This window comes from Dysgonomonas sp. Marseille-P4677 (assembly GCF_016652235.1).
Lineage (GTDB): Bacteria > Bacteroidota > Bacteroidia > Bacteroidales > Dysgonomonadaceae > Dysgonomonas.
Genome location: NZ_JAEPKU010000051.1, coordinates 1 through 20,697, shown reverse-complemented (window position 1 = coordinate 20,697; position 20,697 = coordinate 1). Strand labels below are relative to the sequence as shown.

Sequence of the window (20,697 nt, the reverse complement as noted above, 5' to 3'; positions counted from 1 at the left end):
TTATTTAACATTAAAATAGTCATTTACGTTTTTACTTTTATCGATTTCTGTAGTCAAACAAACATGTGCAACATCAAAAAAAATAGAAATCATGAAAAAGTTAGTATTATTTCTCACCATTGCATTGTTTACTACAAGTGGATTAATGGCTCAGCAAAGACAACGTGCGACTCCCGAAGAAAGAGCTAAAAGGCAAACCGAAACATTGGCCAAAGAACTTAGCTTAACCGACGACCAGAAAGCTAAAGTATATGAGATAAATCTTAAATACGCACAGCCAAAAGAGGGTCAAGCTAAAAGTACAGATAGAGAAGCTATGAGAGCCGAATTCCAGAAAAATATGGAAGAACGCACAGCTGCACTTAAGACTGTGCTGACCGAAGATCAACAAAAGAAGCTAGACGAACATCTGAAAAAAATGCAGGAAAATCGTCCGAGAAGGAACTAGGTATTATATAATATAAAAGAAGGCAGGACTTTTGAAGTTCCTGCTTTTTTGCTTTATAATGGGATATGTTATTTACCAAAAACGATATTCATTATATTTATCTATAATCTTTTGTTGTTCAAGAAATTTAGGTGCACGACCAAAACGCTTAATCACATTAAACTGTAAAGCTCCCGTATCGAAAGCCATTTTCGAAGAATTGGTATAAAGTATGTACACTCTGTTGTTGACTCCTGAAAATCCTACCGACCATGTATCGTGATTATATCCCATCGAAAAGCGGGGGAAGACAGAAGGATATACCCTCACTTTGGTTTTGCGCTCGTCGATAGTTTCCAATCCCACGTTAACACCTACCGAAGCCGAAAGCGACACAAAGAAACGCCGATTGACAGCCCATGTATACGCATAGCCCCCATTTACCCCAAACTGCCAGTTTTTCAGTTGCTTTCCGTCATCAAAGACAACCGATCCGTCCGAGCTGGCATAATTGTAATAAATGGCCCCTCCTAACAGAAAACTGCCTGCTGATTTCAATTGCAACTGATTCTGGTTAAAGGCCGCCGAATATGAAAATTTTTGTCCGCTGAACACGTATTGAGAATTGAGACCGTATTGTATAAGTTTAATATCGGGATATAATTCGTATTTGCCATCCTCAGGTTCGGAATATAAGCCTTTATATTGCTGAAAAAAGATGTCGTAGATAAATTTCTGTCCGTAATAATGATACTGAAAGTCGAGTGATTTTGTCTTTCCTTTTTTCTTGTTACGCATAAAATCAAAGCCATAGGCTCCGCTTAGGGATACATTTTTGTAAGAAAATCCCAGCCCTATACCAAAAGGTGCATTAGGAACGTAGCTTATTTCATCGTCGTTTTTCTCTATCTGATGAGATAGTGCCGTAAATTTGTCGTTGAGATAGACGCGCACCGAAAGTGGTTGCTCGTAGAATCCGATATAAGTGGAGTCGATTTGAGAAAAGCTATTCAAAGAAAGAAAATAGCAAGCAATAAGAACACAGATACGACTACCGACCCACTGCATATGCTTTATTCGAAAAATATAAAAAAACGAGATCATCCTAAGGCCCTAATATTTATATCCGAAACGTATAAAAGTATTAAATAGTATATTATTAAATTCAAAATATTTAAACTTCATATCTTCTTCGCTAATATAAATTTGGCGTACCGACTGTATATTTCAGCCGGTACGCCATATCTATATCAATTAATTATTGTTGCTTGGATACATAGTTATACGTTGAAGCATATCGTTTCGCTAATTGTCATTCTCTGAACACTATCAATGCCACATCTGAATCTGACAACACTTTGCGTGTTATACTAGGATTGAATATGCGCCCAAAAAGACCTCGACGACGCGAACTCATTGTCAATATATCGACATCTTTTTCTTTAACGTAATCTTCTACGGCATGCAACATATCGGGGCTATCGATTATTTCATATTTAATATTTAGAGAAGGATATTTGTCGTTGAAATACACTTTCATTCCCCTCAGTTCCGTCTCAGTCCATTTATCTTCTTTTTTATCCGAAGCGTTTATATGCAACAGAGTAATAATAAGATTGGGATAAGGGCTGAGTATATTTACCAGATTGTCGAACGAATCCAGATCGCTTTTTTGCAAGTTGGTTAGATATGCAATATGTTTTACGTCTTCGGCTGTCTTTATTGGTGAATTTTCGGGTATAACCATCACCGGAACGCTTGTCATCTCTATTATATCGGCAGTAACATTTCCCACCAAATGCTGTTGGCTGTTGGTGATCCCTTTTCGCCCTACAACAAGCATAAAAGGCTTATATTCTTCGACAAAGCTATTGATCTCATCTTCGACCGAACCTTCCCTGAGCGAATAGGAATAATTGACGGAAGGAAATTCTTTCTCCGATATTTTCTTTTCTATTTCATAGCAGAAATCTATCATTTGCTTACGTGCTATGTCGAGCATATCCGTATTAGGGCCTGTATCTATCTGATCGGCAAAAGGAAAAGTAATAGGATAACGCATTTTATAGACATGCAATATCTTTACTTTTGCATTCATCCGATAAGCAATGGCGAATGCTGCCCGGCAAGCTTTAATCGAATAATCGGAAAAATCGACTGCCACAAGGATACGTTTGCGTCCGTCATCTATTTTATATATTTCTTTATCATCGTACCTGAATAGCCTTTCGCCTTCTATGACTGCTAATGCCCTGGGCAGGTCTACCTGATCGATACGCACGGCTATGGCATCAGACCCATTCCCTTGGGTATTACTCAAATCGACCAATGTCGATTTTATTCCTTTCCTGCTAAGGGTCTGTTGGAGAATATGGGCCTTTCCTGTTGTATGAATCGCTAGTGTGATTAATTTATCTTTCATATCTGCATTTTTTAGTTTAATCAATAAATATTACTCTCTCTAAAAAAGCCTGCAAACATTAGTGTCTCATGCTAATGTCGCTCTAACAAATTTACTAAAAACTATTGTAAATAAGGCAGCAAAAGGGTTTTGTTTTTAACAAAAAGAAATAAGCTTTCACTTAGTTTTTAGTTTGCTCTTTGAATAACATCTTCCAAACCTGATTTTATCCTACAGATTTTCTACAGATTCATAGATTATTTTTGTTATACAGAATAAAGAAAAAGCATTTTTTTAGTGATTACACTTTCAAACTACACTTTTTAAGCAAATTTGATCTGGTACACTTCTTCGATTTGAGACCTTAGAAGTGCCTCTAATGTTCGATAAACAGACTTTACAAAGCAATTAGATCCTGGTAAAACAGGATCTTTTTTCACACTTAAATAATTATTTCTTTTTAAGTTCCTGAAGTTCTTGTTTTAGTGCATTATATTTTTTTCTACCTTAAAACAAACAAATCAAAAGTAATTAATTTACTAACAATCAGAAATACGATTTCGAGGTACGAGAAAGGAAGATTTCCGATAAAATTCATTTCAGCCTCGACGTTTTATTCTTGAAATATACATTTATATTCTGATAAATAAAGAATTATTCCATTTTCATATAAATTTGATTATCTATCAATTGAGGAAAATGTTTGCCCTTGCTCTCTATAAAAGACTTCAAACTGCCAAAACTATCCATTATTTTGCTAGTATTGTTTTTACAATAGAAGTCGATCTCCTATGATCAAAGCTCTATAATATAGTTCACAAAGAATTATCGTGCAGTTTAACCGCAATATAAACAATAAAACGGTTAGCAGCAGGATGGGCAATAGGGCTTAAATAAGTATTTTGTGTATCTTTTCATTTAGAATCAACTCGTTACTCTGCTGTTTTAAAATTTATTTCATAATCCTTTATCCTGTAGCCGTCCGGTGTAGCAAAACCTCTGCCTTTGAGGATTATCTGATATTCTTTATCTTTTACGAGTTCCACATCCATAACAAAAGTTTTGTTATCGTTGATATAATATCCCTTTTTAATCGCAGGTGTTCCATCTATACCTTTTGTTCCGGCATCTACAGACATATTACCAGCATTCAAAGGGCGGTCGAAATTGATAGTAATCGTCTTTACATAAGAACTTACATTAGTATCTCCATTACTGAACTCGCTAATCGAAATCACATTAGGCCTTTTGGGTTCAGCCTCCAATATAGTTTTTGCAATGTCTGTATACGCCTCTGCTATCTTTGGCATATAACTGTCGAGGGTCGGATAGCGATCTCTTTGCTTATCGTACTCCTGCAATACGGCAACCAGTTCTTTTATCCAAAGGAAGCTACGCGACATTTCATAATCTACCGCCATATCTATCTTTTGCTGACCGGCATTGTGATCTATTTCATACTTTATCACTGCTGCCCTTACCAATGCTTCATTCATCATAATCTGCCACGACGGGTAAGCCTGTTTTGCCATCGATTCTCCTACAATGGAAAAAACCTCTTCCCCTCTCTCTTTCAGTATATCACTGTGTTTTTCATTCAGATGATTGACAAAGGCATGCGAAAACTCATGTATCACTATAGGCAAATAACTATCTTTTGGGAACCGGGGCATACCGCCATCGCCAACAGACCACAATCCCATAACGGAGTAGTTTTCTTTTCCTCCGTCTTTAAGTAGTACAGATGCCCCATAATTAGGTCCTCCGTTGCTCAATCCGTTTATAATATAAAATGTATCAGATGCTCCTTCGCCGAAAAATTTGGCAAACCATTCCAGATCGATTTTTTCGTATATAGGCATAAATTGTCTTCTGGCTTCAACATACAAGTCGGCATTATCTTCGAAGAACTTATCAAACTTGGTGTCTTTACTGAATTTTTTCAATCGCAAAAGGTATTTTTTTAGGTCTACGTTGTTCCATCTTCCATCTATGTAGTCGAGAGTTACATCTTTGCGGATATCAAGATTGTTGTCGAGATGTACGGCCAGCGACATGGGAGCATTATATCCTATGCTGTATTCCGAAACTAACGACCTTGTATATTCAACTAAACCGTGACTTTCGTATTTCCTAAAATACTGTTCAATACGGTCGGTATACAGTTTAAAGTCTTTCCGGTTATACTCGTTATTCCCCGCCAGTCGAAAAACAATGCTGAGCAATTCTGTTCGTTTGTCTATTTCAGGTTCGCTCAGAGTGGGGTTCTGCTGAGCAAAAACATTTATGCTACATACGGCGACAAACAATAAGCAAATCTTCTTCATAGCATTAATATATTTTAAGTTAATGCTGTGAATATATAAATAAATATCGGTTTTTTTACACTTCCTGCATCAAAAGGATACCATCGAGAATAGAACTTACAACATTGGCTTTTTTTATCACCATCAGATGATCACCCCCTTCTACGCTAAAGGCATTTCTTATATTTTCGTACGGGAATATCTGGTCTACCGTACCATGTATATGATAGAGGTGTTTTATGTTTCCGCCGGGTATCCATTCTGTTATTTGTTTTATAGCCCATTTTATATATACAGGATCGGTGTATACCATCAAATCGGCTAATTCTTCGGTAGACATATTATAAACCAAACGATTGAAGGCATTCGTAATAAATTCGGTAGACGAATATACCCTGCGGGGAACACGTTCGACCAGATTTGTCTTTTTTGCGGCACGAAACAAAGACGGAATTTCATTCTCATTCTTAAATGATGATATAATAATGGTTTTTAATGGAGATAAAAACCTGTTCATCTCTTGTATAATCACCGCACCAAACGAATATCCGACAAGCACAAACGGTGCTGAGGTATCTATGGCCGAGGCCATAGTGTGTACATATTCACTCAACGATTCATCTTCGCGAGGAATATGCCATTCTATATATACTTTCTTAAAGCCATGAGGCAAATTGAGTTTATCAAATACGCTACAATTGTAGCACATGCCCGATATAAAATATACATTTATTTCTTTCTTTTCGTTATTCTTTTTCCCTCTTATGCTTTGCCATAGTTTTCTAAAAAATCCAGGGTTCGATTTTTTATCATTTTCATTTTGTGCCATATATTAGCAAGATTGTTTTTAGGTCAGCTAAAGATACTATTTTAAATCCAAAGAACCAGATTCTTAATTAAGTAAATATCAAGCTTCATACCCGTAATTTTTATTTTTACAAAATAGGTTTATATACACATAAATCGTAAATTTGTAGTTAGGGAGTCTAAGTTTATTTACACATAATTATTAGAAAATGAATACACTTTGCAAATTTATGCTTTGTGCCTTACTACTTATGTGGGCATTACAATCTTGTGTGGATAAAGATTATGACTGGGACAAGCTTGATACGGAGGGCATCATCAGTATTCCTCCCATACCTCTAGGCAAAATAGATACGATATTTTTACACGGATTGCCTCAGGGCGAAAAACCATGGGGAATACCCATACCTAACGGATCGATAGTGAGAAGCGATACTATACGCGGATTGTTTAACGAATCGGTTATCAAGAAATTCTTTTACGATGGAGGCGAGACTGTAGAAATATTGTCGAAAATAGATATGAACATAGATATAAAAGGCGTCACTATAGATATATACATGAGTATTATAGACAATAACAGAAAGCGTATAGAAGAGGTTGTTATCCCCAAACAATCGTTAACGACGAAAATCAATCAGGAACTGAATATTAAAATAGCACCTCAATATATGAAATACATGCAAGCTGCTACCGACTTGCAATTAACCATCGTCTTAAGATCGGATAATGCCACAATATGGATAGGTGAAGACGATTATATATATCTCAGGGAAACAATAATAAAAACAGGTGGATTTTATTATGAGTTGTAACTATATATGAAAGTTAGAAAGCGACATATTGAGTTACTCTTTTTCTTGAGTATAGTTTCTATCCTCATCGGGCAGGCACAAGTAACCAAATCGGATTACTTTATGAAGACATCATATCTTCGCAACAATCTGAATCCTGCATTGCAACCTGAGCGGAGCTATCTTGTAATCCCGATCCTTCCCTCAATAGGGGCTAATGCTCAGACCAATACTTTTTTTCTTGATAATTTCACCTTCGAGGGTACAGCCGGCAAACGTGTCACATTTATGCACCAAAGTGTAACGGATGAAGATTTTTTATCGAATCTAAGACCTGATAACTATATAAATACAGATGTCAACATTAAGCTCTTCGGCTATGGCCTGTTTAAAAACGATGCCTATTGGAACTTCGATTTGGGGGTCAGGGCACATGTCGATGCCAATATACCAAAACCGTTCTTTGAGCTATTAAAAAAAGGTTTTGACCAAAACAAACAATCCAGATACGATCTTTCAGACCTCAGTGCTACCGGGTCTTCTTTTCTCGAACTGGGAGTTTCTCATTCCCGCGCCTTCAAAGACAATAAACTTATACTCGGTGCTAGGGCCAAACTACTGGGTGGACTGGCCGATTTCAACCTCGACGCACGTAAGTTGACCATAGATGCAGGTCCCGATTATTGGCTTGCAAAATCGAGAGTGACGCTCTTAGGATCTGCGCCTAGTGTAGTACCTACATATGACGAAAAAGGGAATCTGCATGGATTCAATTTTGGCAAATTCAACATACCGGGTTTTGGTGCTGGTTTTGATATTGGAGCAGAGTATGACATACAAGATTTATTTCCCTGTCTGAACGGACTTAAAGTTTCGGGAGCCCTCAACGATATTGGCTTTATAGTATGGAGTAAGAAAAACACCATCAGCCTTCAATCATCGGATACAGAAGTGATTGTTTCGCCCAATGATTACGAAATATACAACCGCGATGGGTCTTCGATATTCGATGTTTTTGAAGACGCTCTCGACGATATAAAAAAAGCAGTTAATCTGCAAGGCGATACAAGAAGAACCCGATTGTCGATGCTCAGAGTAAATATGAATCTGGGAGCCGAATACGAACTAATAAAACATAAATTATCTTTTGGAGCATTATATTCTATACGTTTTGGCAATTATTTCAACATAAGTGAATTTACTTTTTCTACCAATTATCATCCTTGTTCATGGTTTGCTGGCAGTTTAACTTATTCTGTTAATCACAGTCGATTCGACACCTTTGGCATGGCTATGCATTTGACGCCATCTAAAGGGATTAACTTATTTATAGCCAGCGACTACGCCATTCCTCATATATCCTCCGATTTTGTTCCGATCAGTAGCCGGGCACTAAATTTTCAGCTAGGAGTCAGTATCCCCCTAAATGATAGAAAATAATCTATACATCAACGGATTAACAGAAATCTACCGTAGACAGTATAGAAAAATTTCAATATTGGAAAACTTTATGCAAGATTTGTTTGTTTAATTTAAAAATAAGGGAAATCTATAGTGGTATTTCACATTGACTTACTGCACTTTTACAGTAAAAAAGTTATACAAATATACGAATAGTCCCTTATATCTTGGATATAAAAGAATATAGATTAATGTCTCATAGCGACTTTAATCGATAGGCTGAGAAAACTAAGAAAACGGCAGACTTTTCAACCTTTAAATGAATTTCACAAACGTGCTCCGTCACTCCAAATATTAATGGGTACGGAGCTTTTTTCTCTTTCATCAGATACAATATCTAAATCAAGCAAGAATTCATAAAAAAAGGAAAGGTCGTTTCCTCACGGGAACGACCCTCCAGAATGAAACTTAAAAGAGATTCATTAGAGTACTTTTATTGATACTTATTAGAAAACTAAGATCATGCCCAGTTGTATCTGGTCCAGATCAAAATCAAAGCCAAATGAATTGGTTTTAGTACTGCCAACTTTTTCGTATTCATAACCTAAAAATCCAAATTTACCTGTCAAGCTAACATTTTTAGAAACATTAATGGCTACGCCCGGACGAAAACCAACTTCCAGCTCGTGAGCCTTAACGTCGCTCGATTTTAGTTTGCTGTATGTATATCCGGCACCACCGTCTACAAATAATCCGCCAATATCGCCTTTAAGAAAAGAGTAGCGAACAAATGGATTAACAGTAAAACCGTCGGCTTTTTCTTTTGTCAGCAAAGAACTATCAAACTCCTTGTGTGCATATCCCAATTTTATACCTACACCCCAATTGTCGCTAACCATATAACCTACTTCGGGTGTAATATTGTAGTTTGTATGCCTGTTTCCATCTGTTACCTTACTGGTTTTGAAACCTACGCTACCTCCTACCCAAACTTTTCCGGTGTCTTGTGCACTGACTGCAGTAGTAAGACCAAACATAATTGCTAGTGTAAAAAATAATCTTTTCATAATCTTCATTTTTTTAACTGTAATAACCTTTATTTACCTTAAAATAACTTATTGTGTATTGTAAAATTTATTTCGTTTTCGATTACATTACAAATGTCCGACAAAAATGAAAGAGGAAAAAGCCCTGTGATTCTGCAAATATGTTCTATTTATCCTTTTTTATATAAAGACAAAGAAAAAGGCAGAGAGAGGCATGTTCTATATAGCCGATCAGATGTCCTAAAACTCGGAGGTATAAACCAAAGTTCAAATTTCACTTTTCGCTTAAAAAAATAAGTAGTAACTTAGTTTGTATTTTGAGTATGAATAGAATTTCAAATTATTATACGATGGCTTGGTTTTATCTTATTTTAGCAGGGCTCTCCGAAATAGTATGGGCATACGGCCTGAAAATGACACATGGTTTTACTGTTTTGGATTGGAGCATCATCACTGTCTTATTTATGGTTGTTAGTTTTTTCCTGTTTGGAAAAGCTATGCGAACAATTCCTATTGGAACGGCTTATGCTGTATTTACAGGCATCGGAGCTGCAGGAACGGCCATTATAGGCATTTTCTTTCTTGACGAAAGCACCAGTACTTTAAAATTGATCTCATTGCTTATCCTCATTGGCGGTATCATAGGATTGAAGATGAGCGACAAACCAAATAAAACGGAGGAGGATAAATCATGTTAAGTTGGATATTCTTATTAGTAGGCGGGGCATGTGAAGTAGGTTTTGTTATTTTCATGAAGCTATCCGATGGATTCAGAACTTTAAAATACTCCCTTCTGACTATTCTCTTTCAAATCTTTAGCTTTTACAGTCTTTCCCATGCCTTAAAAGAAATTCAGATAGGTATCGGCTATGCCGTATGGGCAGGTATTGGGGCTGTGGGTAGTGTTTTGGTTGGGATGATTCTTTTTAAAGAATCGAAAGATTTGAAAAAAGTTCTTTTTATATCAATGATTATCATTGGTATTATCGGTTTGAAACTAGCATCGTAAATGAATAAATAAATACTAAAAAAACTGTATATTAATCTAGACTAAAAGCATAAAGAAAGAAAAAGGAAATTTTCTATTTAAAATACATTCCGAATCTACTTTGAAATAATTTTCTATATTTGTAGCTATTGAATTTTAGAATCAGCAAATATACACATTGCACGAATGAACTTATCGAGAATACAAATCAAAGATATATCCGAACAAATAGACCCTTACGCTATCAAAAATTTTATTGTTTCCGACGAATCGGTGCGAATGCCACACTTAACGGCTAACCATCCCTTTGTAACAGATGGAATTATATTTGCCATCTGTATAAGTGGAAACGGAAGAATAAAGATCAATTTTAAAGAATACGAGATAGGGAAAAATACCATAATGACTTTTTTGCCTCATTATGTGATTGAAATAATAGAACAGAGTGAAAATGCAATGAATGAGTTTCTCATATTTTCACCTGATTTCCTTACCGAAATACCATCTTCGGGAAATCTCGATATATCGATGAGCCTAATAGAGTCGCCATGTCTGAAAGTCTCGGACGAAGAAGCGGAAAAGCTACTTGAGTTTCACTCTTTCATCGTAAAGCAGCATAAACGCAGAGAACACCCCTTCAGGGAACAAATGGCTAAGAGCTTACTTATTGCTCTACTATCCGAAATAGGAGCCATTTATTATACAAGAATGAATGAGCTGAAAAAAGAACAGTTTTCCGAATCGGAGATAAACACCTATCAGAAGGAGCAGATGTACACTTTTTTCAGGTTGGTACTTGCTAATCATAAGAAAGAAAAGTCTCTTAAGTTTTATGCCGACAAGATGTTCCTCACGCCCAAATATCTATCTACTATAATAAAGGAAAGAACCGGCCGTACAGCCTTCTCATGGATAAACGAGGCATTGATATCGTCGACAAAGCATATGTTAAAAACTACTGATCTGACGATACTTCAGATTTCGGAAGAATTGAATTTCCCCAATCCGTCTTTTTTCGGACGTTTTTTTAAGAAGCATACGGGAATGACTCCTGTGCAATATCGTGAAAGCTAATCTGTGGTACAGGATGCAGGCAGATACCAAGTAATAAGATTGTTCAAGGTGAAAAGATAAGGTGTTTTGATAAAACTTTATTTCTGATGATCAAGGAATAAATTTTCTCAATATCGAATTTTTCTCAATATCCTCATACTTTCTTACTATAACGCCAAGCTTCTCAAAGAGCTTCTTGACCAGAGGATCTATATCTGTCACATATATCTCTTTGATGCGTTTGGTAAGCAACCAGAGAGCCACGTAATTCACGTCCTTTTTAACAAAAAAGTCTTTTTCGACTTCCACTACCGATTTGCGGTCAGTATGCAAGATTATAATCGGAATACTGTCTGTATCGCAATCGGACAATTTATCATCTTTCAAAAACAGAGCTATTTTCATACCGATAAGTTTTACACAAAGTTCGGGCATTTATTCAGTTATATAAAGTTCCGTAAAGAGGAATAAATGTCCTGAATGTCTTATTTTGGAAGGCTGTTATGTGTAAAAAACAGTCTTAAACAACTCGATATATATGATTAAATAAAAAGAATTATATATTTGTAATAAAGAAATATCACTTACAACACATACTATGAAAAAATACTATATCTTGATATTTATCTCCGCACTATTTTATGCCTGCAACAATGCAGGCGGTTTTATGATATGGAGGGGTAATAATATAGAAGAACAAACAAGAGATGAGATACGCAAACTCAATGGAAACCTTGTCCACGCCCTTAATAATAAAGATGTAAAGGGCGTCAGAGCTTTATTGTCTAAAGATCTGAACAAACTATTGAAAAATAATTTAGATTCCATTGTTTACGGAGTTGGAAACTCATTCAATCTGGACAGCTACAGGGTACTTGATGAATATTATATTAGAAATACAACAGCAGGACTGCAAAATACCATTCCTGCTGCTATTACTGACGATATGAACTACACTATTAGTTATAAGGCTATGAACAAATATGCCTATATATCATTGTTAGTACCCACAAGTGATACCAATGAACTTCTTATTTTTGCTATTTATGGTAAAGATGATGATGAATGGAAAATTAACATATTGCACTTTGGACAATATAGCCTCTCCCAAAAAACTGCACACGATTATTATGCCGAAGCAAAAGAGTTTTATGACAAATCATATCTGATAGATGCAGCAAATAGCATATCCTTAGGTATGAAATGCTTAAGACCAGCTAAAGATTTTATAATTTATGAGAAAGATAAAGAGATAAAAGATTTTGAAAACAAATTGACCTCAGAAATAAACAACACATATAAAATGCCGGTAATACTGGATAAAATAGATACAAAACCTCAGGTTTTCAATATCTATACACAGGAAATAGACGAAGGTTTTTTCCCTATGGTATATTATTTATCAACTATAAATATCAGTGATACTGCAGCTTTAAAAAAGGAAAACATCAAAATAAGAAATATTATTGGGGACTATTTTACAGGAATAGATAAAGATAAGAAATATGTATTCTATAAAGCTTTTAATGAAATACCGGATGGAAATAAGACCTTAACTACATATGGGTTTGTAGATAATCTTGAAAATCAATAAAGAAAAACGTACTTGAAATATTACACAATAACCATTATAGATATGCACATTCTAAAAATTTGCTTTATATCAATAACACTAATTGTTATAACGACTACAACCACAGCTCAATCAGATTACCGGCTAATAGAGAGCCATCTTACCGCCATTACAAAAACCGACGGCTACCGCCATTACAAAAATCTGCCTGTACTCAATCAGGTAGCTGAATATATCTACAATATCTTCGGGCAGTATGCCGATACGGTTTACTATCAGAAATATAATGTGGAGGGTACGGAATATAAAAATGTAGTTTGCCGTTTCGGCACAAAAATAGATAAACCTGTAATGGTAATAGGTGCGCACTACGATGTATGCGGAAATCAGGAAGGTGCAGACGACAATGCTTCTGGTGTAGTGGGTGTTCTCGAACTGGCACGGCTACTACATGGCAAAGATGTGAGCCGACCTATAGAACTGGTTGCTTATACTCTCGAAGAGCCTCCCTTTTTCCGCACACCCCAAATGGGAAGTTACGTGCATGCCAAATCGTTGCAAGACGCAGGCACACCTGTATACGGTATGGCTGCAATAGAAATGATAGGTTATTTCGACGACGAGTCAGGATCGCAGGATTACCCTGTAAAGCCATTGAAAGTAGTATATGGCAGCAAGGCTGATTATATCCTGTTGGTAAAAAAAAGCGGCTACGGAGATTTTGTAGAAAACTTTTCGTCGTGGTTCGGTAACGCAAAGACGATAAAAACAAAAAATATAAAAGCCCCCGCTAAGCTCCAAGGTATAGACTTTTCAGATCACCTCAACTATTGGAAGCTTGGTTTCGATGCTATGATGGTAACCAATACCGCCTTTTACCGAAATAAAAACTATCATCAGACCACCGACGTAATGGCCACACTCGACATCGGACGTATGGCCGGAGTGATCAATGCTATTTACCATGCAGTATTGCATATAGATAAGCAACCCGAATCTAAGAAGGGAACGGGTAAGTGGAGCAAGAAGAAAAGCTCAAAGTCATAGTAAAAAGAAGGCTATATGCCGAATGGTTAACTATTTATTGATATTTCTTTCCACCCATTCAAAGATTGTTTTATAAACCTTATCACGTACGGTTTTCTCAGACAATACCAGATCGTGTAATCCGCCTTCTATGGCTACAATTGTCGTATTGCCTTCTATCCTACCTGCAATACGTACAATATCTTTTACATTTAGTATAGAGTCGCGTGTATATATCTGTTCTCTGTCGTTGAGATTGGTGACAGATTGCGCCGAATGCAATACCAATACCGGCTTATCTACAACAATATGGCCCTTCAGTTGTTTGTGTCCCTGATGTATTGCCCGTAACCATCCCAAATTGATCTTAGGAGCTATATTGGGTTTCCATTCCAGGTTATAATCCCATTCTCCGCCAAACGATCGGTGTATACTTTCACCGTACTTTTCGGTAAAGCCGCCCGAAATCTTTATGCGCGGAAATAGCTTACCCAAATAAGAAACCAGAGGGATGAAAGCACGTACTAAGATATTCTTATTAAATTCGAAAAAAGGACTATTCAGTATCAAGCCATCAAAAAGTTCGCTATTTCTGTTTGCTTTTGCGTACAATGTAACTATAAGGCCTCCGGTAGAATGCCCCAGCAGGACAACCTGTTCGTTTTTTTCGGCACGAATAATATTCAGGGCATTGGTAATCTCTTCGAAGTAATCGTTCAGATTTCTTATATCATTAAATTTCTGATGAGGAAGGTATGATCGTCCATACTTTCTCAGGTCGAGAGCATAGAAGTTATATCCATGGTTGTTAAACTCTACTGCCATTTCTGTCTGAAAGAAATAATCGTTAAATCCATGAATATACAACACTGCCTTTTTTGAACCGTCTGAGAATAAACGGCGGACAAGTGTGGCTATATTTCCTCCTTCATAATCGGCATTTAACGGTATTATTTTTTGTTCAAATCCGTTTTTAAGAATATCTATCGCATACAAAAAGTTTACTGCCATTTATTTTTAAGATTAATATAGTAATTCAATTAGCGGATCATCATTTATATGTTCAGCTAAAATGCTGTTGTGCCCGGCCAATAGCTGTTCCATATATTTTAAACGATGCTATTAAACATATATCGTCGTTTTTTATTAGTTTTGCAACTAATATTGCTTCATAACAACAAAACATCATGCATTTTTGTTTTAGACATAAATGTATTGATTTATTTAACGCTAAAAAACAGACACAATGAAATTATCGAAAGGATTAATAGCTATCATCGTAATTGCAGTCATCTTACTAATAGGATTTCTATGGGGAAAATCGTCCTATAACAGCATGGTAGGAAAAGAAGAGGGTGTATCATCACAGTGGGCACAGGTACAAAATGCTTATCAGCGTCGTGCCGATCTTGTACCTAACCTCGTAGCTACCGTAAAAGGATACGCTACTCACGAGCAAGAAACATTGCAGGCTGTAGTGGACGCACGTGCCAAAGCTACCCAGATGAATGTTAATGCCGACCAGTTGACAGAAGAAAACATTAAAAAATATCAGGAAGCTCAGGGCCAGTTAGGCGCAGCGCTAGGTCGTTTGCTGATGGTGCAGGAAAATTATCCCGACTTGAAAGCCAATACCAATTTCCTTGCTTTGCAAGACGAACTTACAGGTACTGAAAACCGTATTGCTACCGAACGTAATAAATTTAATGAAAAGGTAAAAGACTATAATACAACTATCCGCATGTTCCCTCGTAATATCTTTGCCGGACTGTTCGGATTTGATAAGAAAGGCTACTTCGAAGCTGATGCTGCTGCGCAAAGCGCTCCGAAAGTAGAGTTTTAAAAACTGTGAATAAATAGAAAACATTGAAACAGACGCTTCGTATACTCTTTATATTGTTGCTTGCCACGCTATCGTTGCAGGCGCAGGACGACGATTTACCAAATCCGATGTCGCCGCCACGATTAGTAAACGACTTTACGAGTACCTTTACAGATACACAGCGTGACGACCTGGAACAAATGCTGCTTGCCTATAACGACAGTACTTCTACCCAGATATATATAGTTACGGTCGACGACCTCAAAGGGTATGATGTATCCGATTTTGCTATTCGCCTGGGTGAAAAATGGGGTATCGGACAAAAAGATAAAAACAATGGGGTGCTGATACTTATCAAGCCACGCATAGGCAACGAACGCGGACGGATATTCATAGCCACAGGCTACGGGGTAGAACATATACTTACCGATGCACGTTGCGGACGTATTATGGATCAGTATATGATTCCTTACCTGCAAAACGGAGATTATTATACTGCATCGAAAGAGGCAGTAGGTGCAATAATCAATTACCTTTCGGGTGAATTTCAGGCCGATGAAGACAAAGGCGACGCAAGTCCGATCATAGCCAATATTATTCTAGTCATCGTTATACTTCTCTTCCTTTACATCTCTTATAAAGGTAATAAAGGAGGGCCATCTTCGGGAAGCAACCGTCGTGGAGGTGGTTTTGGCGGAGGCTTCGGCGGCTGGGGCGGTGGAAGTTCTCGCGGTGGAGGCTGGAGTAGCGGTGGCGGAAGCTTCGGCGGTGGTGGAGGCGGAAGCTTTGGTGGCGGAGGTGCAGGACGTAGTTTCTGACTTTTCTATAATAGAAGATATTTTAAAGGGTAGATTTGTTCTGCCCTTTATTTTTTGTGGCCAACTAAAAGCATTGTCAAATCTGATTTTTTATACCTTTGTTATTCTTAAACTAAATAATCAAAATTCATGAAAACAGCCAAAATACTTTTACTGATGGTAATAATCAGCTCATGTATATCGAACGTTTACTCTCAGAATAATAAACCGCTTCGTTTGGGGGTAGCCGGCCTATCTCACGGACACTTGTGGGAAGTTATTTCCCGCCTCGATCGTGGCGACTTTGAAGTAGTGGGTATAGCCGAAAAAGATAAAAGTCTGTGGGCAAATAAGGCTATATTGGACAAGGTAAGCGAGAAAAACTTTTATCAAGATCTGGAAAGTATGCTCGACAATACTAAACCTGAAGCCGTAATAGTATACGAAAGCATTAACGATCACCTGCGGGTAGTCGAAGCATGTGCTCCACGAGGAATACATGTTATGGTAGAAAAGCCACTGGCTGCAACTTACGAACAAGCTAAACGCATTGCAGAGTTGGCACGCCAATATAATATAATGGTACTCACCAATTACGAAACCACATGGTATGCAGCCAATCATAAAGCATACGAACTGATAAAGAAGAATAATACGATAGGTAATCTGTCAAAGATAGAAGTATATGACGGGCATGAAGGCCCTGTAGAGATAGGATGCAGTCCTGAGTTCCTAGCATGGCTTACCGACCCTGTACTCAATGGAGGAGGAGCTGTAATAGACTTTGGCTGTTATGGAGCCAATCTCTGTACCTGGCTGATGGACGGACAAAAACCTATGAGCGTTTATGCCAGTCTGAAACAATTGAAACCGCAAATCTATCCCAAAGTAGATGACGATGCTACCATCGTACTCGAATATCCGAATACAACAGCGGTAATAATGGCTTCGTGGAACTGGCCTATGGGCAGAAAAGATATGCACATTTATGGACAAAAAGGATATATATATCAAGACAATGCTAACGATATGCGGATATATTCAGGAGAAAAAAAACAAGATCTTGTGGCCGAAAAACTTACTGCACCTTACAACGATTCGTTCTATTACCTCAAAGCAGCCGTTCGTGGAGAGATAAAAGTTGAACCAACGGATTTATCATCTCTCGAAAACAATCTTATAGTAGCGGAAATACTTAGCGCAGCTATAGAAAGCAACAAGACAGGAAAAGCCGTAAAACTTGCTCAATAAAGGAGATAAACTACTAGCAATGATATAAAAATAGGGGTAATGCTTTGTGCTTACCCCTATTTTATTAATTATTTCCACTTCTTCTTATTCGTATCTGAATTGCATTTTCGATAGGCTTCTGACTTACAAAAATAAGATAACCTCCACCTCCAGCTCCACTCAGCTTCCAACCCAAAGCCTGTTCTTTATATTTGTCGAGTACTGCAAAAATATCATTATTTACCATATGCGGATACATAACTATTTGTGCCTCGAAACTGTTGCGTACTGCTCTACCCAATCTCTCTATATCCTGTTCCTTAATAGCATGCCAACAATCAAGAGCGGCATCGCTTAGTTTCTTTGAATTGTCGGCAGTAATATTAGTATCCGACAATACATTATAGCCATCGTGACGTGGATATAAAGGTACAAGCCACAAATGTTGCTCCAACCAGCGCAAAATATCATCGTCGTGAACGCTCTCTATTTCCGATGGCCAGTAACCGCCACTATAATGCAATCGGTTTAGCCCCGGCAATACAATCCCCAACGAGTCTTGCGAACCGCTGACATATTCTGTACCCGGAGGGTTTTCGAAACAAAACAACGTTTTGGCCAGCTTTTCTTTATTTCCCGCAGGAATATCTACTTGCCATAGCTCTATCGCCTTCTTTCGCGAACTGGTAGACATTCCGCTACGATCATTAAATTCATAGTCGGGTTCGATAGACAAAGTAAGTACAGGACCCGGATGCAATCCGCTAACATTAGGCTGATCGAGCCATCCTCCCGCCAGATCGATACGATATGGTATACGACATTCTTCACGCAAAGCCGTAGTAGATCGCATTGGTAAATTTTCGTGAGGTATACGTTTACTTACCACATATTCTATCCCCAACTCTTTACACAATTGTTCTTTCAGGGCACTGTGTCCATCACTGTTTACAAAAAAGATATCGGGTTTCAAGGCTTTGATATCGTCGAGGAAATCTATCAGTCCGCTACCGCTATTTATCCATGCTTGCTTCACCGACTTTAGAGCACTTACCATATAAAGGCGTTCCTGCTCATTGTTTATGGTTTTGCGGGCCTTCAGCTCGTTTACCGTTCTGTCAGATCCTATTCCTACATACAAATCTCCATATGTGGCAGCTTCTTCAAAAAAGGCCACATGGCCGCTATGAAGCATATCGTAACACCCGCTTACAAAAACTTTTTTCATATAACAGTTTCTAAGATGATCGTTTTTTATTTAACAAGATATAAATGTAAATCTTTTTTCTTTTTTTGCCAAACTCATATCTGGCTACAACTGCTTTTTAAGCCTAAACAACCACCCCTTATTAAAATAGTTTCGACATGAATGAATAAAAATACATTTATACACTTATCAACATTTCAATATTTTTATATATTTGTATTTTCAAAAAGTAAGCATAAGTAAGAATGAGAAAACAAAATACTCACCAAAACTTATAATACTAGAATAGAAAGACATAAAACAGAGCATATTAACGCCCCCTGTTCGAACGATATATATCGGGCTACAGAATCAGGGACAAGGTGGGTGGTGCTACTTGTTTCTGAATACATATCTGTAGCCTTATATTAGAAAATTGCAAACTCAAAATAGGTCGGTTACTTCCCTTAAAAAAACTGTATTTTGTTCCATTTTTATAGAACAAGTCTCTTTGTTTATTCCAGACAGCCTAGTACTTTTGTAGGATAATAATTTGAAGAAGAGAAACAATGATTTACAGTTTTGCAAACGATTATAGCGAGGGCTGCCACCCCTCAATATTAGAGGCCCTTACCCAAAGCAATCTTATACAACAAGACGGCTATGGAGATGATGAGTATACACGTAATGCAACTTCTATTATCCGACAGTTGACCCAAAGTGATGCCGACGTACATCTGATAGCCGGAGGCACGTTGACCAATCTGGTTGTACTGGCGTCGATACTACGTCCTTTCGAATCGGTAGTTGCTGCACAGACAGGGCATATATTTGCCAACGAAACGGGAGCTATAGAAGCTACGGGACATAAAGTGGAAGCTGCAACAACATCTGACGGAAAATTGCGTCCGCAAGACATTGTCCCTTTCCTCAACAAGGCGCGCGGACATCATGTGGTACGTACAAGGGCTGTTTATATATCCAACTCTACCGAGCTGGGAACTATATACTCTAAAAAGGAGCTTACCGATCTGCATATTTTTTGCAAGGCTAACAATCTAATCTTGTTTATGGATGGTGCACGCCTGCCGATGGCACTCGCAGCACCGTCTAACGACCTCACAATAGCTGATATTGCAGCACTCACCGATGTTTTCTACATAGGAGGAACAAAATGCGGAGCCCTGTTGGGAGAAGCTGTAGTGATAACAAATCCCGAACTAAAAAAAGATTTTAAATACCATCTCAAGCAACGTGGAGCACTTACTGCCAAAGGTCGTACGATGGGGATACAGTTCGACCAACTGTTGCGCAACAATCTGATATTCGATCTGGCAAATCATGCGAACCGTATGGCGGCAAAATTGTCTGCGATATTCAAATCGAAGGGCTTTCCTTTATTGATAGAATCGGATACGAATCAGGTTTTTCCTATCTTGCCTAATACCTTAGTGAAGAAAATGCAGGAAGACTATGGTTGTCTGATATGGAACGTTATCGACGAAAAACATTCGGCGGTAAGGTTTATTACATCGTGGGCTACCCCTGAAGAGGTTGTAGATAGATTTTCGATAGACAATAACTGATAATATATTGCAGTAATTTGATGGAGGCAACTATTAAAGGTTGCCTTTATTATTTTCTGAACCAATAGTTTTTTTTCATATAAAAATGAAATTATTCTATCTTTTTTAAGGATGCTCTTATATTATACCTACCTATATAAAAACGGAAAAGTCCGCAAAATCTCTTCGCTGACCTTCCAACCTTAACACAAACTTTACAAAACTACACAACACTAGAACGAAACTAAGAGAAAAATGTTCACTTCGTGTTGAAT

At 37.5% G+C, this 20,697-nt stretch carries 20 protein-coding genes; 12 read left to right on the top strand and 8 right to left on the bottom strand.

What is annotated here, in order from left to right:
• The first annotated feature begins 91 nt into the window (after nucleotides 1-91).
• Nucleotides 92-448, top strand: coding sequence for a DUF4890 domain-containing protein (locus JGH11_RS10325; protein WP_201111510.1), 357 nt, complete (start codon nucleotides 92-94; stop codon nucleotides 446-448).
• Nucleotides 449-520: 72 nt separating this feature from the next.
• Here the strand turns inward: JGH11_RS10325 and JGH11_RS10320 are convergent, their stop codons facing one another.
• The 4 genes from JGH11_RS10320 to JGH11_RS10305 all read right to left on the bottom strand — a co-directional run bounded on the left by JGH11_RS10320 (nucleotide 521) and on the right by JGH11_RS10305 (nucleotide 5,963).
• Entirely contained in the window at nucleotides 521-1,495 is a 975-nt protein-coding gene (locus tag JGH11_RS10320) for a DUF4421 domain-containing protein (protein WP_201111509.1), read from the bottom strand.
• Nucleotides 1,496-1,739: 244 nt separating this feature from the next.
• The gene (locus tag JGH11_RS10315; RefSeq protein ID WP_201111508.1) at nucleotides 1,740-2,849 is read right to left on the bottom strand and encodes a universal stress protein; all 1,110 of its coding nucleotides are present in this window, start codon (nucleotides 2,847-2,849) and stop codon (nucleotides 1,740-1,742) included.
• A 911-nt stretch (nucleotides 2,850-3,760) separates the two neighbouring features.
• Nucleotides 3,761-5,155, bottom strand: a complete 1,395-nt coding sequence (locus tag JGH11_RS10310; RefSeq protein ID WP_201111507.1) for a DUF4932 domain-containing protein — start codon at nucleotides 5,153-5,155, stop codon at nucleotides 3,761-3,763.
• Between the two features lie 55 nt (nucleotides 5,156-5,210).
• The gene (locus tag JGH11_RS10305) at nucleotides 5,211-5,963 is read right to left on the bottom strand and encodes an alpha/beta hydrolase (RefSeq protein WP_201111506.1); all 753 of its coding nucleotides are present in this window, start codon (nucleotides 5,961-5,963) and stop codon (nucleotides 5,211-5,213) included.
• 187 nt (nucleotides 5,964-6,150) lie between these two features.
• Here JGH11_RS10305 and JGH11_RS10300 point away from each other — a divergent pair, with 187 nt between their 5' ends.
• Together JGH11_RS10300 and JGH11_RS10295 are read left to right on the top strand one after the other, a co-directional pair.
• A complete protein-coding gene (locus JGH11_RS10300; protein WP_201111505.1) occupies nucleotides 6,151-6,756 on the top strand; it encodes a hypothetical protein in 606 nt (201 codons plus the stop codon).
• 6 nt (nucleotides 6,757-6,762) lie between these two features.
• Nucleotides 6,763-8,175: a DUF5723 family protein gene (locus tag JGH11_RS10295; protein WP_201111504.1), complete on the top strand. Its 1,413-nt coding sequence runs from the start codon at nucleotides 6,763-6,765 to the stop codon at nucleotides 8,173-8,175.
• A gap of 467 nt (nucleotides 8,176-8,642) precedes the next feature.
• On the opposite strand, the gene JGH11_RS10290 is transcribed toward JGH11_RS10295, so the two are convergent.
• Nucleotides 8,643-9,203 carry a porin family protein gene (locus JGH11_RS10290; protein WP_201111503.1) on the bottom strand — a complete coding sequence of 187 codons (561 nt, stop codon included), beginning with the start codon at nucleotides 9,201-9,203 and terminating at the stop codon, nucleotides 8,643-8,645.
• A gap of 302 nt (nucleotides 9,204-9,505) precedes the next feature.
• Here JGH11_RS10290 and JGH11_RS10285 point away from each other — a divergent pair, with 302 nt between their 5' ends.
• From JGH11_RS10285 to JGH11_RS10275, 3 genes are all read left to right on the top strand, one after another.
• The gene (locus JGH11_RS10285) at nucleotides 9,506-9,880 is read left to right on the top strand and encodes a multidrug efflux SMR transporter (RefSeq protein ID WP_304487930.1); all 375 of its coding nucleotides are present in this window, start codon (nucleotides 9,506-9,508) and stop codon (nucleotides 9,878-9,880) included.
• Nucleotides 9,874-10,191 (top strand): multidrug efflux SMR transporter, encoded by a 318-nt coding sequence (locus JGH11_RS10280; RefSeq protein WP_201111502.1) that lies wholly within the window; start codon nucleotides 9,874-9,876, stop codon nucleotides 10,189-10,191. The genes JGH11_RS10285 and JGH11_RS10280 overlap by 7 nt, the downstream gene beginning before the upstream one ends.
• 165 nt (nucleotides 10,192-10,356) lie before the next feature.
• Complete coding sequence (locus JGH11_RS10275) at nucleotides 10,357-11,244, top strand: AraC family transcriptional regulator (RefSeq protein WP_201111501.1); 888 nt, start codon at nucleotides 10,357-10,359, stop codon at nucleotides 11,242-11,244.
• A gap of 90 nt (nucleotides 11,245-11,334) precedes the next feature.
• On the opposite strand, the gene JGH11_RS10270 is transcribed toward JGH11_RS10275, so the two are convergent.
• Nucleotides 11,335-11,628 carry a hypothetical protein gene (locus JGH11_RS10270; RefSeq protein WP_201111500.1) on the bottom strand — a complete coding sequence of 98 codons (294 nt, stop codon included), beginning with the start codon at nucleotides 11,626-11,628 and terminating at the stop codon, nucleotides 11,335-11,337.
• 193 nt (nucleotides 11,629-11,821) lie between these two features.
• Here JGH11_RS10270 and JGH11_RS10265 point away from each other — a divergent pair, with 193 nt between their 5' ends.
• Together JGH11_RS10265 and JGH11_RS10260 are read left to right on the top strand one after the other, a co-directional pair.
• Nucleotides 11,822-12,817 carry a hypothetical protein gene (locus tag JGH11_RS10265; RefSeq protein ID WP_201111499.1) on the top strand — a complete coding sequence of 332 codons (996 nt, stop codon included), beginning with the start codon at nucleotides 11,822-11,824 and terminating at the stop codon, nucleotides 12,815-12,817.
• 42 nt (nucleotides 12,818-12,859) lie between these two features.
• A complete protein-coding gene (locus JGH11_RS10260; RefSeq protein WP_201111498.1) occupies nucleotides 12,860-13,843 on the top strand; it encodes a M28 family peptidase in 984 nt (327 codons plus the stop codon).
• A 30-nt stretch (nucleotides 13,844-13,873) separates the two neighbouring features.
• Here the strand turns inward: JGH11_RS10260 and JGH11_RS10255 are convergent, their stop codons facing one another.
• The gene (locus JGH11_RS10255) at nucleotides 13,874-14,833 is read right to left on the bottom strand and encodes an alpha/beta hydrolase (protein ID WP_201111497.1); all 960 of its coding nucleotides are present in this window, start codon (nucleotides 14,831-14,833) and stop codon (nucleotides 13,874-13,876) included.
• 235 nt (nucleotides 14,834-15,068) lie between these two features.
• Between JGH11_RS10255 and JGH11_RS10250 the strand changes: the two genes are divergently transcribed.
• From JGH11_RS10250 to JGH11_RS10240, 3 genes are all read left to right on the top strand, one after another.
• Nucleotides 15,069-15,665 (top strand): LemA family protein, encoded by a 597-nt coding sequence (locus JGH11_RS10250; RefSeq protein ID WP_201111496.1) that lies wholly within the window; start codon nucleotides 15,069-15,071, stop codon nucleotides 15,663-15,665.
• Nucleotides 15,666-15,688: 23 nt separating this feature from the next.
• Nucleotides 15,689-16,462 (top strand): YgcG family protein, encoded by a 774-nt coding sequence (locus JGH11_RS10245; protein WP_201111495.1) that lies wholly within the window; start codon nucleotides 15,689-15,691, stop codon nucleotides 16,460-16,462.
• Nucleotides 16,463-16,591: 129 nt separating this feature from the next.
• Nucleotides 16,592-17,692: a Gfo/Idh/MocA family protein gene (locus tag JGH11_RS10240; protein WP_201111494.1), complete on the top strand. Its 1,101-nt coding sequence runs from the start codon at nucleotides 16,592-16,594 to the stop codon at nucleotides 17,690-17,692.
• A 64-nt stretch (nucleotides 17,693-17,756) separates the two neighbouring features.
• Here JGH11_RS10240 and JGH11_RS10235 read toward each other — a convergent pair whose 3' ends face one another.
• Nucleotides 17,757-18,899, bottom strand: a complete 1,143-nt coding sequence (locus JGH11_RS10235) for an adenylyltransferase/cytidyltransferase family protein (RefSeq protein WP_201111493.1) — start codon at nucleotides 18,897-18,899, stop codon at nucleotides 17,757-17,759.
• A gap of 527 nt (nucleotides 18,900-19,426) precedes the next feature.
• Here JGH11_RS10235 and JGH11_RS10230 point away from each other — a divergent pair.
• Nucleotides 19,427-20,443: a low specificity L-threonine aldolase gene (locus JGH11_RS10230; RefSeq protein WP_201111492.1), complete on the top strand. Its 1,017-nt coding sequence runs from the start codon at nucleotides 19,427-19,429 to the stop codon at nucleotides 20,441-20,443.
• The last annotated feature ends 254 nt before the right edge of the window (nucleotides 20,444-20,697 follow it).

Bases quoted from the DNA above. Each gene is read 5' to 3' on its own strand.
- JGH11_RS10285 (WP_304487930.1), top strand. From the start codon at position 9,506: ATGAATAGAATTTCAAATTATTATACGATGGCTTGGTTTTATCTTATT.
- JGH11_RS10315 (WP_201111508.1), bottom strand. From the start codon at position 2,849: ATGAAAGATAAATTAATCACACTAGCGATTCATACAACAGGAAAGGCC.
- JGH11_RS10230 (WP_201111492.1), top strand. From the start codon at position 19,427: ATGATTTACAGTTTTGCAAACGATTATAGCGAGGGCTGCCACCCCTCA.
- JGH11_RS10305 (WP_201111506.1), bottom strand. From the start codon at position 5,963: ATGGCACAAAATGAAAATGATAAAAAATCGAACCCTGGATTTTTTAGA.
- JGH11_RS10290 (WP_201111503.1), bottom strand. From the start codon at position 9,203: ATGAAAAGATTATTTTTTACACTAGCAATTATGTTTGGTCTTACTACT.
- JGH11_RS10250 (WP_201111496.1), top strand. From the start codon at position 15,069: ATGAAATTATCGAAAGGATTAATAGCTATCATCGTAATTGCAGTCATC.
- JGH11_RS10240 (WP_201111494.1), top strand. From the start codon at position 16,592: ATGAAAACAGCCAAAATACTTTTACTGATGGTAATAATCAGCTCATGT.
- JGH11_RS10235 (WP_201111493.1), bottom strand. From the start codon at position 18,899: ATGAAAAAAGTTTTTGTAAGCGGGTGTTACGATATGCTTCATAGCGGC.
- JGH11_RS10265 (WP_201111499.1), top strand. From the start codon at position 11,822: ATGAAAAAATACTATATCTTGATATTTATCTCCGCACTATTTTATGCC.
- JGH11_RS10270 (WP_201111500.1), bottom strand. From the start codon at position 11,628: ATGAAAATAGCTCTGTTTTTGAAAGATGATAAATTGTCCGATTGCGAT.
- JGH11_RS10295 (WP_201111504.1), top strand. From the start codon at position 6,763: ATGAAAGTTAGAAAGCGACATATTGAGTTACTCTTTTTCTTGAGTATA.
- JGH11_RS10260 (WP_201111498.1), top strand. From the start codon at position 12,860: ATGCACATTCTAAAAATTTGCTTTATATCAATAACACTAATTGTTATA.
- JGH11_RS10300 (WP_201111505.1), top strand. From the start codon at position 6,151: ATGAATACACTTTGCAAATTTATGCTTTGTGCCTTACTACTTATGTGG.
- JGH11_RS10255 (WP_201111497.1), bottom strand. From the start codon at position 14,833: ATGGCAGTAAACTTTTTGTATGCGATAGATATTCTTAAAAACGGATTT.
- JGH11_RS10275 (WP_201111501.1), top strand. From the start codon at position 10,357: ATGAACTTATCGAGAATACAAATCAAAGATATATCCGAACAAATAGAC.
- JGH11_RS10325 (WP_201111510.1), top strand. From the start codon at position 92: ATGAAAAAGTTAGTATTATTTCTCACCATTGCATTGTTTACTACAAGT.
- JGH11_RS10310 (WP_201111507.1), bottom strand. From the start codon at position 5,155: ATGAAGAAGATTTGCTTATTGTTTGTCGCCGTATGTAGCATAAATGTT.
- JGH11_RS10320 (WP_201111509.1), bottom strand. From the start codon at position 1,495: ATGCAGTGGGTCGGTAGTCGTATCTGTGTTCTTATTGCTTGCTATTTT.
- JGH11_RS10280 (WP_201111502.1), top strand. From the start codon at position 9,874: ATGTTAAGTTGGATATTCTTATTAGTAGGCGGGGCATGTGAAGTAGGT.